Annotated in this window: 10 protein-coding genes; 1 reads left to right on the top strand and 9 read right to left on the bottom strand. The window is 43.8% G+C overall.

Features of this window, described 5'->3' with window-relative positions; genetic code table 11:
- Positions 1-6 precede the first annotated feature (6 nt).
- Genes brxL through ACSC97_RS12080 form a run of 7 tightly spaced genes read right to left on the bottom strand, consistent with a single transcriptional unit; the run spans position 7 to position 14,117 of the window.
- The gene (gene brxL, locus ACSC97_RS12110) at positions 7-2,046 is read right to left on the bottom strand and encodes a protease Lon-related BREX system protein BrxL (protein WP_436661166.1); all 2,040 of its coding nucleotides are present in this window, start codon (positions 2,044-2,046) and stop codon (positions 7-9) included.
- Between the two features lie 29 nt (positions 2,047-2,075).
- Positions 2,076-4,700, bottom strand: a complete 2,625-nt coding sequence (gene pglZ / locus ACSC97_RS12105) for a BREX-1 system phosphatase PglZ type A (protein WP_436661164.1) — start codon at positions 4,698-4,700, stop codon at positions 2,076-2,078.
- Positions 4,701-4,743: 43 nt separating this feature from the next.
- Positions 4,744-8,268, bottom strand: a complete 3,525-nt coding sequence (pglX, locus tag ACSC97_RS12100) for a BREX-1 system adenine-specific DNA-methyltransferase PglX (RefSeq protein ID WP_436661162.1) — start codon at positions 8,266-8,268, stop codon at positions 4,744-4,746.
- Between the two features lie 46 nt (positions 8,269-8,314).
- Positions 8,315-11,995, bottom strand: coding sequence for a BREX system P-loop protein BrxC (gene brxC / locus ACSC97_RS12095; RefSeq protein WP_436661160.1), 3,681 nt, complete (start codon positions 11,993-11,995; stop codon positions 8,315-8,317).
- A gap of 41 nt (positions 11,996-12,036) precedes the next feature.
- Entirely contained in the window at positions 12,037-12,612 is a 576-nt protein-coding gene (locus tag ACSC97_RS12090) for a DUF1788 domain-containing protein (protein WP_026040240.1), read from the bottom strand.
- 16 nt (positions 12,613-12,628) lie between these two features.
- Positions 12,629-13,240: a DUF1819 family protein gene (locus ACSC97_RS12085; protein ID WP_000892995.1), complete on the bottom strand. Its 612-nt coding sequence runs from the start codon at positions 13,238-13,240 to the stop codon at positions 12,629-12,631.
- Between the two features lie 10 nt (positions 13,241-13,250).
- Positions 13,251-14,117, bottom strand: a complete 867-nt coding sequence (locus ACSC97_RS12080) for a WYL domain-containing protein (protein WP_004827030.1) — start codon at positions 14,115-14,117, stop codon at positions 13,251-13,253.
- A gap of 208 nt (positions 14,118-14,325) precedes the next feature.
- Between ACSC97_RS12080 and ACSC97_RS12075 the strand changes: the two genes are divergently transcribed.
- Complete coding sequence (locus ACSC97_RS12075) at positions 14,326-14,655, top strand: DUF4236 domain-containing protein (protein WP_000506885.1); 330 nt, start codon at positions 14,326-14,328, stop codon at positions 14,653-14,655.
- 271 nt (positions 14,656-14,926) lie between these two features.
- Here the strand turns inward: ACSC97_RS12075 and ACSC97_RS12070 are convergent, their stop codons facing one another.
- A complete protein-coding gene (locus tag ACSC97_RS12070; RefSeq protein WP_001255534.1) occupies positions 14,927-16,159 on the bottom strand; it encodes an ATP-binding protein in 1,233 nt (410 codons plus the stop codon).
- Between the two features lie 320 nt (positions 16,160-16,479).
- The coding region (locus tag ACSC97_RS12065) for a transposase (RefSeq protein WP_392390400.1) at positions 16,480-16,752 on the bottom strand (273 nt) is incomplete at its 5' end.

Genomic DNA, 16,752 nt, shown 5'->3' with positions numbered 1-16,752 from the left:
ATCAATTCAATCCACTCCCAGCCCTTTAAACACCGCATCCACCGGATCTGCATAAAAGCTGGTCTGGAACTTGGTAAACAGTTCCACAGGAATCGTTGGGATATCTGCCGCACTACTCATTGGCAAAGCAACCTTCTTGGCACCCGCATCAAAAGCAACTTGCAGACATTCGGCAATACTTTCAACCGGTGTGACGTTTCCACCCAGGCTCATATCTCCCAGGACCACCATCTGATTCTGTACTGACCGTCCGAGCAAGCCTGAAGCAAAAGCGACTAGACTCGGCAAAGCCAGATGACTAAGTGGCCCGGTATTCTGTAATTCCACCACATGCAGATGGAAGTCATGCTCCATGACTTTGCTGCCACCCGATATTCTAGAGGCGTTCGCTTTGAAGTAGTCAAAGGCAATCTTGACTTGTTCTTTGGCACTGCTGGAGTTCCAGAGGCCTGAAGTTGCAAGCTTACCTGAGCCTTTGGTGACTTGAAGCTCTAAGCGATACAAGCCAGGCATGCCTTTATTACTGAGTCCGATGGTATACAGAAAACCTGGTTTCGCTGGACCATCTGGAATCAGTCCGCCACCACCCTGCTCTTTGACTGAGACAAAATGTTCTTCTAAGGTATCATTATCGATATAGCTGAAATGAACGTCATAGAATTCCATGCCACCAATTTTCTTCAGCTGCTCTTTGACGCGACGGCGGACCTGCAGTGCATATTCCAGACACAGGCGTACATCTTCTTTGTTAAATTGACCATGTGGGTAGAGCAGCTTCATCAATCCAGAAACCGTCTTGCGAACGGCGATCACATCACGCTGATTCAGGTTGTTGCCGAGCTTAAAGTACTTCTCAATGGCATCCGCAAAACTACGCTTACGCATTTCCCGGAAGAACTCTGCAAGGTAGTCAACAATCAGGCCATAACGGTTGGTGAAGAACTCCGGACGCATTTTTGGAATTTCCCAGCCGGGGATATAAGCATGAAAACGATCAAAGAATGCTGAATCGATCATGGCTTCAGGGAAAGGTGCCAAAAGATGGCTGGTTTTTACCAAGGATTCCACGCTTTGGTTGATGTTACCCACAAAAACCATCGAAGCTGAGGCTTCCATCTGTTCACGACCACGGGCAAAAGATCCCGAGGCCATGTAGTCTTTCATGATCTGTACGCCATCTTTATCCTTAAAGGAAATACCGGCGACTTCATCAAAAGCTACCACATCCCATAAGCCCACCAGACCAATACGGCGGCTACTCATATTATAGAACAGGTTGGCGACAGTCGTTTGCCCACCGGAGACTAAAATACTATTTGGTGAACACTCTTTGTAAATATGGCTTTTCCCGGTACCGCGTGGTCCCAGTTCACAGACGTTATAGTTATTTTCAACGAACGGAACCATACGCGCTAATAGGTGCCATTGCACGTCCTCTTTTAGCGAAGCCGGTTCCATGCCAATCGAACGGATTAAACTCTCGCGCCACTGATCAGTGCTTAACGCTGCTCGTCCATTGAATAGCTCCTCCATATTCATATTGGGCATCTGAATCGGCTTGAGTAAGCTCACGCCAAATGGAGAACTGGTCTGCCCTTCATCAAAGTAGTAGCTGAGTGTGGCGATGACCCAGATACCACCGACCAGCAGCTTTTCATACTCTTTGACGATGCCTGCCGAGATTTCGGCATCTTTGATGCCCAGATTACTAAATGATGCTTCGTATTTGTCTTTACGCTCATTCAGCTTTACGGTCACCCGATCAATGACCTTATAACTGCCCCGTTCACGGACCAGGGATTTCACCTTCTCAGCTTCATCCGGTCGTACGTAGTTCTCAGCCAGTACGGTCTTTACGTTACGTAGTCCCTGTTCAATGATCTCTGGATCATCCGAGGCACAGTACATCCCCAGCAGGTATTCGAGTACATAGACTGGGACATTGGCCCCTTCTTTGATCAGTTTAGTTAGATCCTTACGTACCACCCGCCCGGCAAAGTGTTCATTCAGCAGCTGATCCAGTTCTTTATCGTTAGCAGATTCCATGTAGGCTACGCTCTATCGTTAATTCGTTATCAGAAGAAGTCATCGGTAAATGCCAGATCAATGGTGACCTTATAGCGCTGCATTTCGATATTCAGGTCTTTGTCCTTCAGTACCAGGAAGTAATCTTTCTTACGGTCAAAATCAGTGCCAGACAATGACAATCTGACCTGTTTGACCCGATCGGCAACAGAGTCGGTACTGCTATCAAAGGTCAAGGTTTCTTCACTAGATACTTTGATATCCCCATCATAAATGGCAATCGACAGGGTCACTGGCATGACCAGCTCACTGACAGCTTCGGTTTGCATCAAATCAAACTTCTGGATGTTATTGACCATCTTCAGCGTGGATTTGGTAGAAATGACCTCAACTTTACGCTTGGTCCGCTGTCCAGCCTTTTCACCACGTAGCTGTTTTACCATCAGTACCGGTACCACAATTTCCTGAGGCATGATGCCGCCATGCACGAAACGTGAGCCTCCTACAAAATGGAAACGGTTCGCCCCTTTTGGAATCCAGAAATCAGTCGCAGATAGTGTACCTGCCGTAGCTTGGGTTGAGCCTTTCCATGCTTCCTTGCTCTCTGGTAAACCATGCCCAATCACATAGCGTTTTTTGCTTTTCAATGTATTGGCAGGTTTTTCAGTCAAGCTTGAACGATCCGCAGATTCCAGTTTACTTTGCTGGAACAAGAAGCCATGGTCGGCTGTAATCAACAGGGTAGAAATATTGAAATGCATTAAAATTTTACGGCTAAGTTCAGTCAGCTCTTCAATGGCATGTTCCACCGCCATAAAGGTTTCTGATTCTGTAGAGGCACTGTCTCCCCGAGCATCAATCACGTTGTGATAAACGTAAATCAAATCATGGTCTTTAAGTGCTTCACGACCTTCATCACGCGACCAACCTTTTACCGTTTCAGCGGTAACCGCCAATCCATTATAGGCAGCCAGAATTTTGGATCGTGCTGCAGTCCCTTTGCTGGACTGCCCATCTACTAAAACATCATCCCCTGTGGCCTCTTTGTACTCCAAAGTCTGATGCGGCAACAACGAGGCCATGCCAAGTGTGGTGTAACTTGGCACAACTCCCAGCTGTGAAGACAAGGTCGCTTCAGAATAACGCTTTTCATTGATACGATCACGCAGTTCTACCGCAGCTTCATAACGGAAAGCATCACTGATAATTACCACAATACGGCGTTTCGTTGCAGAATTGAGTAAAGGTCTGACGTGGGTATCGTAGAAGTTCTGCTGATTTGGGATATCTGCCATTTTCCAGACATTCAAGCGTTGCTCAGCTTCAATCCGCTCTCCCCAGTTTCGTGCCAAGTGGTCAATAAACCAGTAGGCATAGCAATTTTCGATTTCTTCATCGAGTTTTTTCAGGATATCAACATGAGCTCGCTGAGAGGCTGCACTGTAATGACGATAGGCCATATCAAAGCGATACAGCTCCTGTTCATAGGCTTTATACAAGGCTTCGCTGGAGTCAAAATAGAAACCGGAATCAAACTGTAGTCGTAAACTGAACAGCTCAATCGCTGCCTGCAACGCTGTATAGACGGTACGGTATTTACGGCGGGTTGCATCGTCCTTATGTTTGGAAGCCCAATAACCATCCAGACGGGTAGAAATAATCGTTCTGAAATGTTCCAGTTCAGCTTTGGTTGCTGCAGGGATATGACTGGCCAAATCAACAATGATCTTTTGTTCAATCACTTCAAAGGTCATGACATCCAGCAGCTGCCCCAGATCAAAGGCCCCGACCCTCTCCTGGATCCGCAGTGCATTCGCCACGGTCTGGGAAAGCGTATCGAAGGTTGGGTAGTATTTAGAACTGTCTCTCCAGCGCGACAAAAAGGCTCTGGCTGTTGCACGGGAGCTGACAGAAGACATTACCAGTTCTTGAGCCCATAGCGGTATATCGCCCAGACTTTCACAGAAACCTGTGCTCATCAAACGGATAAAGAACGTACCGAGCTTGAATGGTACTTCCCCATTCAATTCTTCAACCGATGCTGGATAACCAATTTCCGCCTGTAATGCTGTAACTAAAGCTGGTACGAGTTGGAATTTTTCCAGTTCAGCAAAGGATTCCGGATTTACTTCCAGAGCCAGGTTCTGCTGTACCATTTCATCTGCCAGTGCCAGAACGATATGCATAAGTTCGGCACTGTCAGCCTTGACCACAGCCGCAATCATGGCCATATCCAGATCCTGTTCATCTGCATCAGGCTGGATATAGCGTTTCAATGTACTCAGACGGGCTTTGGCTTTAAGGAATTCTTCACGTTTGGCCAGATGTTCTCTTAGACTCTGCTGCTGTAAGCCAAGCTCATTGAAGATAATCGAGAAACGATCGGCATAGAAGCTACGTGAATACAGCTTGATGTCCAGTAACCAGTCTTTTTCAGTTTCAGGCTCAGCACTTGGGAAATACAGCAAGTATTTACCCTGCTGATCCTCAAGTTCCAGTTTAAGCTTAATCGCAAGGCTGGATTCTTCTGCCATATTCAGAATCTGGACATCATTTAGCTCTAGGGCTTTGATTTCTTCAGTAAATGACTGTTCTGCATCATACCAAAAGACAATTCGATGCTGTTCAGTATAAAAGGCTTGTTCCAGACCTTGCTGAAGTTGACTTAAGTTCATGCAACCACCTCTGCATGATCTAGTGTGGAAGAAAAGCTATTCATCACTTTTCCCCCGTCACAGCTTTCACTTCAGCCAACAAGTCTCCAAACTTGCCGTAGTTCACTTTCACCCCATCATCTAGATCCAGCGAAATACGCTGATCGGCATAATGGCGCAGTTTTTCCTCAAAGCTACTCAGTTCAGCCTGTTGCTTATGCAGATTTTGTAGTTCTTTCTCTTTACGTTTAATTTCAGCAGCGGAATCACTGTTTTCGATTTCACTTTGCAAAGAATTAACCATCGCTGCCATTTTGGAAATCAGCGGCATCACGTATTCGGTACGCATACGTGCCAAAGTACTTTCGTTATAGCGGTGCAAGTACACTAACGCCTGGAAAGCCCCTTGTTTACCACTGCTGAATAACCAGTAGATCGGACGCTTTTTATAGGTTTGCATGTGGTCTTTATAGAATTTGCTGGCTAAGTAACGGCGAATGGTATCTTCAGCGGTTTCATTGGCTTTTTTATCCAAGCTTTCTGCCAGCCACTGCATATTGGTATCCAGTGTGTCTTTACCCCACACTGCAGTTAAGAACTCTCGAATACGATGGGTTGCATCATCTTTAAACCAGTGCATTTCGGTAAGTGGAATAATGCCGTCAGCATCGGCTGGGAATGTTTGATAACGGCTGGCATCAAAGTCTTGATTACCTGCGTGGGCATAAATCAGACCTGGTTCGTCTAAGCTATAACGTCCCATCATGCAGCCAAGGGCATAAGAGACTAAACGCTGGCTGTCTTTTTCACGGTCAGCACGGTTTAAAGTGATTTGCGCATCAGGCACGTCTGGTGTCAGTTCATCCTGTAAACCGTAAGCGTCAATAAACAGCTTATTGTTTTCTTCTTCCAGACGTTTCATTTTAGCAACGGCGTCAGTATTTTGCTGTTGCCATGTATTAAAGGCTTGTTCTAAAGTTGGCTGCTGAGTACGAATGATTGGGTTTTCAGTAAAATTCCATGAGATTTCGTAAACGTCCCAGTCCTTTTTAGCTATATCAATAAGTTTTAAAATATTCTTAGAATTATCAACTTTATTTAAAAATGGTAACTGTTTAAAATTTCCGACTTGAAACGAAATTGTTGGGTTCAAAATAGGCATTAAATAACTTACTAAATTTGTATTTAAAATACCTAAGGTTGAGAGATAAGAATCATCATTAAAAAATGCGGATTGCCCTTTAACATCATGAATAAATCCTTTTGGAAAATATCTAAAAGCATTCATCGACGAAGTAATATCCGACCAACTTACTGAAGGTTTAAAATAATAATCAGTATTTTGTGGTCTAGAACGCTGTTTGCCATTTTCATCTACATTATCACGAATTTCTAAACCATCCTGCTCCCAATTTACTACGTAGTCTTGATTACCATACCATCTTCTGAAATCACCACCTTTATTATAAGGAAACCATTTTTTACAAGATAAAGATGCTTCTTGACGACTTTTCATACCAAAACCTAATTTAGTATGAGAAACCTCATGCCATAAACGTAAAAATTTATTATTATCACCTGTTTGTAAACCAACAACAGCTTCCGTAACATCTCCTAAGGTAGAGCACTCTTTAAAAAGATTTCTTACTTTTTTGCTAATCCAATACGCAATTGGACTTCCATTGATATTATTAAAATCTTTAGGCTTTGTTTCAAAGTACCACTTACATTTTTTATTACTTATTGCCTCCAAAGCTTTGGGACCTTGGTTATCTGCACCCTTAAAATCACATAATCGAATGTATGAACCTAAGTAGTCGTTAATATTTTGTTTTGCTAAAGTAAAAGTACATATTGGTACAGTAGCTCCATCAAATCCTGAATATTCAAGCTGTATTAAACTAGAAATTGTTGCTTCGTTAATTAAATGTTTCCTTAGATTTTCATAAGTAGATAAGAACATCCAAACCATTGGGGACATAAAACCTAATTGACCATTAGGTTTCGTGAAATATAAATCTCTCATCATAAAAGCTGAGAATAAATCTTTTTCATAGCCTAGATAATTTTTCTTTAAATAGGTTTTAAGATTTGGATTTAAGTACTTGTTGCCCATATACGGCGGATTCGCAATCACTGCATCATATTGTTTTGCGAGTAATTTAGCTTGCTGGACTAAAGGTAACAGTTCTTGTGCTGACTGCTGACTAAAAATATCCCCTGACGCTAATGCAGTATTCAGCTTACTTTCTAATTCAGGTAGCTTTTGAGCGAATGTTGCTGGTACCTGAATCAAAGAACCAAAGGTCGAAGCATATTCAAATAGGTCCAACAGTTCTTTTAAATCGGTCTGTGCAATACCAGTACTTGCCAAATCCTGACTAAACGCCTCCAAACGTTCAGGCTGACTGTCCTGTAACGCAATAATATTCAGCTTTGGTGGATTGCTAAATAAACGGCGGTCATCCTCACGTGCTTTCATTAACAATGCAAAACTAGCGAGCTGTGCGGCACGAGTATCAATATCAATGCCGTACAGGTTATTTTCCAGAATCAAGCGTGGAATATCCCGGCTACGGTAACCACGTTCCAAATAAATCGCTTTGAGGCAGTCATAAGCTTCCACCAGAATATGCCCCGAACCACAGGCCGGATCCAGCACGGTAATGCTTTCAGGGTTTAAAGTATCGCCATCTTCACTGATCCGCACATCAATCAGCTGTTTTAGCTGTGCATTAACTTCGTCGTTTTGCTCAGCCGGCTGAATATAGTATTCCCACTCACTGGCAAGCGTACTGTAAGGCTGTGCCATCATCCACAAACGGCCGACACTGTTTTGCACCAGATATTTTACAATCCAGTTTGGGGTGAATAACTGTGTCGCTGCAGGAATGTCCTCACTTTTAACAACCTTACCAATCACCTGGTCTTTCTTTTCAGAAATATAGAACTGATACAACCAGCCAATAATCTGCACATCCGACCAGTCTTCTTCTGGAATGCTGCTGACCAGATCACGGATCAAGGAATCGGTTTTTGTGAGGTTATCCGGTAATAACAGTTCAGATTCATCAGAAACCTGTTCAAACAGGAGTGGCATGACCTGATTCAACGCATGACACTGCGCCAGTAATAGCTCCCGATACAGCTCTTCGTCTTTATTGCCATCCAGCTTTAACTCAGCCACACGACTGGCATTTAAACCCGGTAGGTCAATATCCAAACATTCTTCCAGAAGCTGTGGCAAGCCTGCACTACCATCGGCACTACTCAGTACACGGCGACCATGATCCAGTAAGCCTTTGCATTCCATGTAACGAATGGCACAGAGACGGTTAAACCAACTATAAGCGATATAATCAATCGTCTGCTCAAAACTGCTGGTTTGAATGCGTTTGATCAGCTTGTCACGTGGTTTCATGACTGATAGCGGAAAAACCTGATCGCCAATCAGCAGCAAGTCGCCTTTCTGTTCAGCCGGTGAAATGCGGTCTGCGGTGATGCCGTATTTGGCGGCCTGCTTGCGCATGGCTGCGATAAAATCGTTACGTGCTTGCGGTGCGTATTTTTTAATATTGCTGGTGTTCATAGTTCAACCTTTAATTAATGACTGATGCTGATATCCCTAAGCCCTGTTAGCGGATACGCACACGCTTTTTGTCACTCACAATTTTTTTCAGTTCAGCTTTGAGTGCATCTACAAACTGATCCACTGACTCTTCTGTTTCCAGATAGACACTGCTGGAGGTTTTGCTGTAAATGCTAGCGACATCAACTTCTACCACTGGTTTCGGTGGCACTACGGCTGTCGCAGGCTGTACCGGACTCGCAGCAGGTGTTGATGTAACTGGGCTGGAGGTGGTTGCAGTGTTGGTTACACTCTCGGCTTTGCGCTGAGCCAGTTGTGCCGCTTTGGCCTGACGCTGGATTTCCGCCTGAACTTCTCGCTCCAACTCATACAAGGCTTCATCAAAATGCTCGACGCTGGTTTGGGTTTGCAGCATATAGATGGTGGACAGGCTAGTTTCCACTTCAATATCCGTTTTCAGCAGTTGTAGTGGGCGTAATAGCTTGTTACTCAGCTCAGCGCTAGCGATGCCACTGTTTTTAATCTCGGCTTCCAACTGCTTGATCTTGTCATCAATGTGTTCTATCGCCTGATTGCGCTTCTCAGTCAGCAAGCGTTGATTGACGCTTTCCACTGTGCGAACCAAATCAGCCACTTTATTTAACAGGCCATAGGGCGATTCAAGGGTGGCAATACGGTGTAATTCGGAGAGGGCTTTTTTTGCCACCTCATCACTGCCCAGCGCCTGTTTGTTTTTCTCAAAATGACGTAAGGCCTGTTGCAGTTGCTGCCAGCTCGGCATTTGGTTAGTGAAGAACTCATGAATATCACGATAGTCTTCTTCCAGATCCAGATAGTCGTCCTTGTTCTCGACCACGGCCTTAAAGAAATCGAAGCTGTCGCTATTGGTCAGCAGACGTTCCAAAGTGAGAATCGACTTTTCAATCACTTTCTTGCCCGGGAACTGCCCAACATCAGTTTTACTCTTATACGACTTAAAGTTGGCTAACCAGTTTTTAAAATGTTGGGTATAGAATTCAAACAGCTCTTTTTCTGTCGCTGGTCCCATAGCCGAGAATAGGTCTTGGGTGAGTTGGCGTGCCTGTTTCAACACCTGATCATCAGTCTGGCGTTTTTTAATGATCGACACATCACGGCGACGACGGCTGTTTTGTAAAGGCTCAAAGGCCTCTTTCAACTGTAAGCTGCCGCCATTTAACTGCAGAGAAATCCGCCCCATCGCAGCCAGCTGACCTACCAGCAGTAAAATCTCGGCATCTGGCCAGCCATAAGGGCGTTTGGCAAAACGATCTATCACATCCGAGACCAGAATACGCTCTGTACCAGTGGCCCGTAGTGCAATGTACTGCTCTACTTCCTGTAGGGCTTTCGGATTGCTTTGACCGCCATCCAGAGACAATCCGAGTTGCGCCATATCATCCACAGTCAAGACGGCGTTCAGTTCACGCCAGGCATCCTGCTGATAGACCTGCAAATAGCTCAGTTTGGTATAAGTGTTTTCCAGCAGATAACGACAAGCCTCATCCAGCTTGGTGGTTGGACTTGAAGATGAAAGTTGTAGATGTTGACCCAAGGCATAACTTTCCGCGTCCAGCAACATTTCTTCGACCCGGGCACGCAGACGTTTTTTACGCTCCTGATTCTCACGGCCACGGTCTGCCAGGATACGGGTGATATCGGATTGGGTACCATCATCATTTAACCGAATAAATTTATTGGTTTTCAGCCAGGTGCGCAGTTCATTAAAGAACTGTTTATCGTCTGCCAGTTTAAACAGTATCTGCCCTTCGGCCTCGGCGCTCTTACCAATACAGAAAGCTTCTGTGTAGAGGTTATATTCCGTATCCAGTGGAGAAATGATTTCAACTTTCAAATCGCTCTCATACTTGCCATCCAGGCTATGACCATCCAGAAAACGACCAATCTGATAGTCCATCTTGTTGGCTTGATGGCGGTATTTGTTCTGATCGCGCAGTAAATCTTTAAAGATCAGATTGGCTAACTCTTTATTTTCTTCTGAAGCTGCTAAGTCAGTGGCTTTAATTTTTCGAGTGATATCCCGCTCTTCATTAGTCAGGAACAGGAACTCATCGCCATTACGAGTAATCAGGCTCTCTTTTTCCAGACGCTGCAGGCTCTCTTCAATCCGCTTGCGCAATGCCAGCTTATCTTCATCAATTTTCTCAATCGACAAAGTCACCAGGTTATCCAGTGTACCTTTGATGATATCGACATAGCGGATCATGAACAGGGTACGCAGCATCTGCACATCAAAACCATCCAGGGTCTTATTCTGCCCTGCCTGGTCGATGGTACGCTTCACTGCTGTATCCAGAAATCCTTCCACTGAAGTATAGAAGCGGTGGAAAGGAACCAGGGCACCGACTTCATCTGTGGCAATCGCGTTCGCGGCCATCTGAAACGCATCCAACATGGACCGTTCACCATAGGCCAGGTGTGCACCGGTCGCACCGACCTTACGGATTTCTTCAAAAACTTTTTGCACCAGCTGGAAATGGTACGGCGCAAAAGGATAATTATGGATAAAGCTGTCTGGCCCCTCATAGTTCTTGAGTGTTGGGCCTGAACGGTCAAAGGTAATCTGGTTTTTTAAGATATCGCCCTTTTGCTCAAACACCGATCTGAGCAATGCTTCAGCTTCTGGGGTTTTTCGTAATAAACGTTTCTGGATGACTTCATCGGTATTGGAACTGGACAGTGATAAACGGGTTTTAAAACGTCCAGCAATCTTGGAGAAATCATTGGCTTTGGAAGAAGACATCTCACCTAAAACAGCATCGATGTCTGCCTGTGAGGTCACGATAATCCAAGCGCGGCCTTTACAGATCGTACCCAGGTTTTCAGTAATGGTTTGCAGGGTCAGCATCAAGCGGGTATCGCTGCCAATAAACTGCCCCACTTCATCCACTAGGAACAACATGCGTTGCTGTGGTCCTTTGCTGTCCAGGTATTCTTTCACCCACTGACAGAAATTTTCAACCGAAACACTAAAGGTCTGCTCAGAATCCTCAAACCATTTATGCGCTGCTTCTGCTGATAGATTCAGTGCCTGAGAAATCGCAGTTTCGACATCATCCTGATAGAACTGGTAGCCATCACGCTCCTCTAGCCAGGACATGCCGCTGGATTCTTCAAACGCCTGTTTAAAGCGTTCATAGACGCCTTTCTGACTCAGGTGACGTTCCATATGCGCAATATGTGGATGGTCAGCACTAAAACCCTGATACTCGTTAAACACACGTAAAAACACATTCAGGATCGGATTGCCATCGTCATTGGAACTGGCTTTACTGTCGATGTTAAACAGGATGACATCGGCATGATGGCTGACCGCCTTGCCAATATCGGCACGGATAAATGCATCGCGGATTTTAGTTTCATCAAAGAATTCTGCAGCACTGCGTTCGTTACCTTCCGCATCGCGTGCCACTTTATTGGCCAGAATATACGACAAGGTTTTTAGAAAGTGGGATTTACCTGAACCAAAGAAGCCTGAAATCCATACGCCGACACGGTTAGCAATCGAAGGATCGCTCAGGTCTGTGCCATAAGACTGGAAAAAGTCCCGAAAATGCTTTTCCAGTTCATTGGTGACCACATACTCATCGAGTTCCTGACAAACCGTTGCATCATCATCTTGATCTGCCTTTACAACCCCGTTAATTGCGCGATCAAGTGGCTTATAAAAAAGTTCTTTAATATTCATATCAATTAATTTCCTGATTTTTATCTATTTTATGTGCCGTGTTATGGCACTAATTTGAATGCTCTGTAATAGTTATTGCTTGGAATTTTTCCAAATAAACTCATGCTTTGACCGTCGTAATAACCTGGGTAAAACAACACCACTGGCTTATGCCCCAGTAACGAATGCAAACTGTTTAATAAGTGATGGGCACGTAACAGTGGCCAAACCGACCCTACCCCAGTCATCAACACAATATCTTGTGCATTGGTGGCATATTTACTCACCAGATAGGGCGCGAACTTATCCATATGCAGTGGGCCTTTCAGCGCTTTGAGCAGCGCCTCATCGCCTTTGGCTTTTTGCATTTGAATGGCTTTATCGATGAAGTTGCGCTCAGCCAGATAATCCACCACGGCTTGCAGCAGGTTGATATTCACCACCTTCAGCTGACTGTGTTTTTTCTCCAGCATCCCGTCTAGAAAATGCAGATATTCGCGCACTTTCAACTCATCTTCAGGTGCATAATCAAAAATCCAGAAGCCAATTTCATTGCCCAATCCTTGACCGGTGAGAAACTCGGTGGAAAGAATTCGCTCTGGAATCTGGTTCAGACGCTCATGTATTGTTTGACTCATTGCTGCCCCTCTACAACTACCGCGTCCATAGCGACACTTCCATAGATCTTTTAATGCGTTGTTTATAATGTTCTTCCAACAGGCTACGCAGCTCTGCTCTGACGATCACACGCTGCAACTCCAGCTTACGGGTACTTTTTAAGTAACCGGCTTCTGCCAGCATGCGAAACACCACCTGCCCCATTTTTTTCTTGCTGGACTCTTTCCAATCACAGATATCCGGATCACGTTGTGAGCGCTCATCCAGAAAGTCTGACCAGATATAACTGTCCAAGTGTTGCGCCTGAGAGATATAGGCATCCCTCATCACTGTTTCCATAAACTCAAGCAGCAACAGGTTGCGTTCCAATGCGCCACAAAAAGCCACCTGGGTCGCCAGCTCATCATCCCCATCACGTAGTGCTTTCCAGAAATCAGGCTCCAAGCGCTCCAGACGCTTACGAATAGCGGTGGCATTGCGTTGAGCTGAAGCAGGCGTTCTTTTTTGCAGAATATTGTCCACCTGAATCGCCTGATGCCATTGTTCTGGAGTCGCCTCACGCAATAACAGATCCGCGATTAACCGACTTTCACGCACCATCAGTGAACCACCAATCAGGTCACTGTCATAATGAAATTGTTCTAACATGGCCAATCTCCTATGAGGCCTGATCAAACAGATAAGACGACAGTTTTTCGATATCTGAACGTTGTAGTACCAAGGGATATTTCAAGGCATCATCTGCTTCAGCCAGCGTGATCGCAGCCTGATATCGCTGCAAGGTATAGTGAGCCAGGGCTTTTTTGACCGGAATCTGTAATCTGCCATCAGGCATGCCGAAGTCTTTTTCGACCAGCGCTTTTTGAGCTTCATTCAATTTTGGATTAGGGATCAGCGTCAGTACAATTTCTTCATGCCATTGCTGATCCTGAGCAGGGTCTACTGACTCAATCGCCACCACAACAGGTGTGCGATCAATTCTGGAGAGTAAAAAGTCCTTAAACTGCTTGCTCTGATGGCAATAGGCACGGACATGCCAGCGAAAACCGGTATACACCAGGGTGTGTGGGGAAATGATGCGTTCATGCCACTGCGGATTCTGCATCGAGGCATAAATCATTTTTAAAGTACTTTGGTTGCGGCAGGCACGCAAAACTTCCCGAATCACTTCAGGACGTACACTGCGATCAGGTAATTGAACTGCTGCAAGATTCGGTTCTGGCATCGCAATCAGGGCATGCGATTCACTAACCAAACCTGACAGCATATTAAGATATTCATTGATGTGCGCTGTAGTCAGTACAGGCTGGAAGCTGGCCTTAGGCACATAACCCTTGACGGAGGGGTCATGAATCAAGGCATCTGGGTTATACAGCGTATTGTAACGCTTGATATCCGCAGAAGCCTGCTGTCGACTCAGTCCAAACCAACTCATCAAACGATTGGTAACCAAACGACCTTCCCAGTATGCAAGGAGTTCAATGGCTCTCATTCTAAGAAGGACTTCATGCTTATCTGTCGTCATATACCAATCAGTCAATAAATAGCAGCTTTAAGATTACCCTACAGCAAATATACAGTAAACATTTTTGACGGTATTTAAAGGTAGTATTGCAATCATCAGATAAAAAATATACTAGTATCCTGATGATAGCCGTCAAAGTAAGATCTCTAGCAGATCATGGATCCTGGTGTAGAGCGTAAATTGAGCTAAATTTTAGAATGAGAGCAATATGGGTTTTAGATTTCGTAAAAGTATTAAATTATTCCCGGGTTTTAAAATTAATCTGACCCATAAAGGCATCAGCAGTGCCAGCATTGGCAAACCTGGTGCTTCTCTAAATATTGGGAAAAAAGGTACGCGAACCAGTGTCGGTATTCCAGGTACGGGACTATCTTACTCTAAACACCAGCCTTACTCTAAAAAAACCCGTGTTCCACAACCGACATCGCTAGAACACACGGAATATAATCCTCAGAATTTAGAACAACCGAAGACAAAGATCTGGCCTTGGATTATTTTTGGAATATTGTGTTTTATGGTGGGTGCCGTCATTTTTTAGCAAGAACAGCACTGTATTTTGATCAAAAAAAATGCCCAGATGGATGAATGGGCAAACTAAGGAATTAATATCCTTCAGAAACTCCAGCGCAATTCTCGCTACTTTCAGTAAGCGACTCTGGCTCAATCATGATAGTCTGACTCAATCGAATCGAGGTAAATCGATCCATCACAATTGGAGCAGAAATTATGCTTGAATACATTCTTGAATGATGCTGAAAAGTCTTTGAGTTTTAATTAATAAATAAGAGTATCCATGTCTACCCTCAACTTTACTTATTTTCAGATAGCAACCAATCGAGAGCACTCATTTTTACAATACCATTATAATTCGCTTCAGTCCCTATCGTGTCTAAGGTAAGCAAATACTTGGGATACGAATCAGAAATTTTCTGTAATGGACGTAACTCTCGGCTGAGTGTCTCCTCATTGAGCGTTTCTAATGCCACCTGATAATAAGTTAAATTCTGTAAAGTATCGACAGCAACAAAATCAATTTCATATTCATCAACCCGCCCTACATAGACCGTATAACCTCGTCTGACAAGCTCAAGATAAATCACATTTTCTAGGATATGACCTTGATCAGCATTAGCATCAGGCAACATAATCCGGCGCAATCCGACATCAACTAAATAGTATTTTTCAGAGGATTGTAATAACTCACGCCCGCGTACTTTAAACTGTGCGGCACTATAAAATAGCAAACTGTCCTGTAAGCCCTGAATATAGCGTTTTACTGTTTCAAATGAAATCTTAACCCCACTTGAAACAAAGGTATTTTTAATTTTATTGATGGAAATAGGTGAGCCTGTCACGCTTGCCAAATATCTTGCGACACGCTCGAGAGAGTTAATATCGGCAGTATTCAAACGGGGAATAACATCTTTAAACATTACACTGGCATAGACCGCTTGCAAGTAATCATAGGTTTCCTGCTGGCTAGTCATGGCAAGCGTATAAGGGAAACTACTGCGCGTATACATGGCATACAAATCACGATTGGATAATTGTTGGATGATCGGATTATTTTCAATATGCCACTGTTTAAATTCTTGGAATGAAAGGGGTAAAACATGTTGCTCTATATAGCGTCCTGTAAGTAAAGTCGCAAGTTCTCCACTTAGAAAGAATGCATTTGAGCCTGTAATATATAAATCGATATAATCCCGAACATATAAAGAGTCGACTACTTTCTCAAAATTTGTAACATGTTGTATTTCATCTAAAAAAACATAGTTTTTTTTACTTTTATCAACTTTGGACAATACATAATCATGTAGTTTACGGTAATCGGTGAGTTCTTCAAATTCCATAAATTCGAAGTTGATGGCAATGATGTTTTCGGCTTGTACACCCTGTGCTTTTAGGTCTTGTTGAAACATCGCCAATAAGGTGGATTTTCCAGAGCGACGCACACCTGAAAGTACTTTAATGACATCACGGTCTTGCCATGTATTCAGAAATTTTAAGTAGCCATCACGTCGAATATTAGCGCTTCTCATTATTTACACTTAGAATCTAAAGTTTTAATAAATTCTATCAAATTTTAGAATGTATATGTAAATATATTTAGTTTTAAGAAAAGTTTAAAGGTTAAGTGAAACATTCAAAGCTGCTGTAGAAGCATGTAAACATGCAGATCTGATCAAAATCCAAATTCTGTCTTTTTGATTATTTTCCATGTCATGTTATTTCATTGATGCTACGAGTTAACTGCTATATAAATTAAGTGAAAAGTAAATGGAACTAAGATGTTAACTAGAGTGGAACGGCTTTGTTGCACAAAGATTTGAAAGGCAAAGCGCCCCTAATTGAGCCAAATTTAAGGCGTAACTTGGGTAAGTGGTCGACCTAATTCCGTAAATCTGTTGAGGACTGCTACACGTGCATGAACCTCATTGACTTGGCTATCAAAGCTCCTTGCACTGAGTTTATCTCTTAATAATTTGATGCAGTGCATTTTAGTCTCAACCAAACTTCGGCGATGATAGCCTGACCATTTTTTCCATAGTGTCCTACCTAAACGTTTAATTGTTCGAAGTAATTCATTTCGCTCTAGCGAGCTACTCTTTGTATCTTTCCATGGTTTCGCATT

The sequence above is a fragment of the Acinetobacter sp. P1(2025) genome (assembly GCF_051390655.1).
GTDB lineage: Bacteria > Pseudomonadota > Gammaproteobacteria > Pseudomonadales > Moraxellaceae > Acinetobacter > Acinetobacter junii.
Note: the sequence above shows the minus strand (reverse complement) of the source record. Positions and strands in the feature narration are given on the sequence as shown.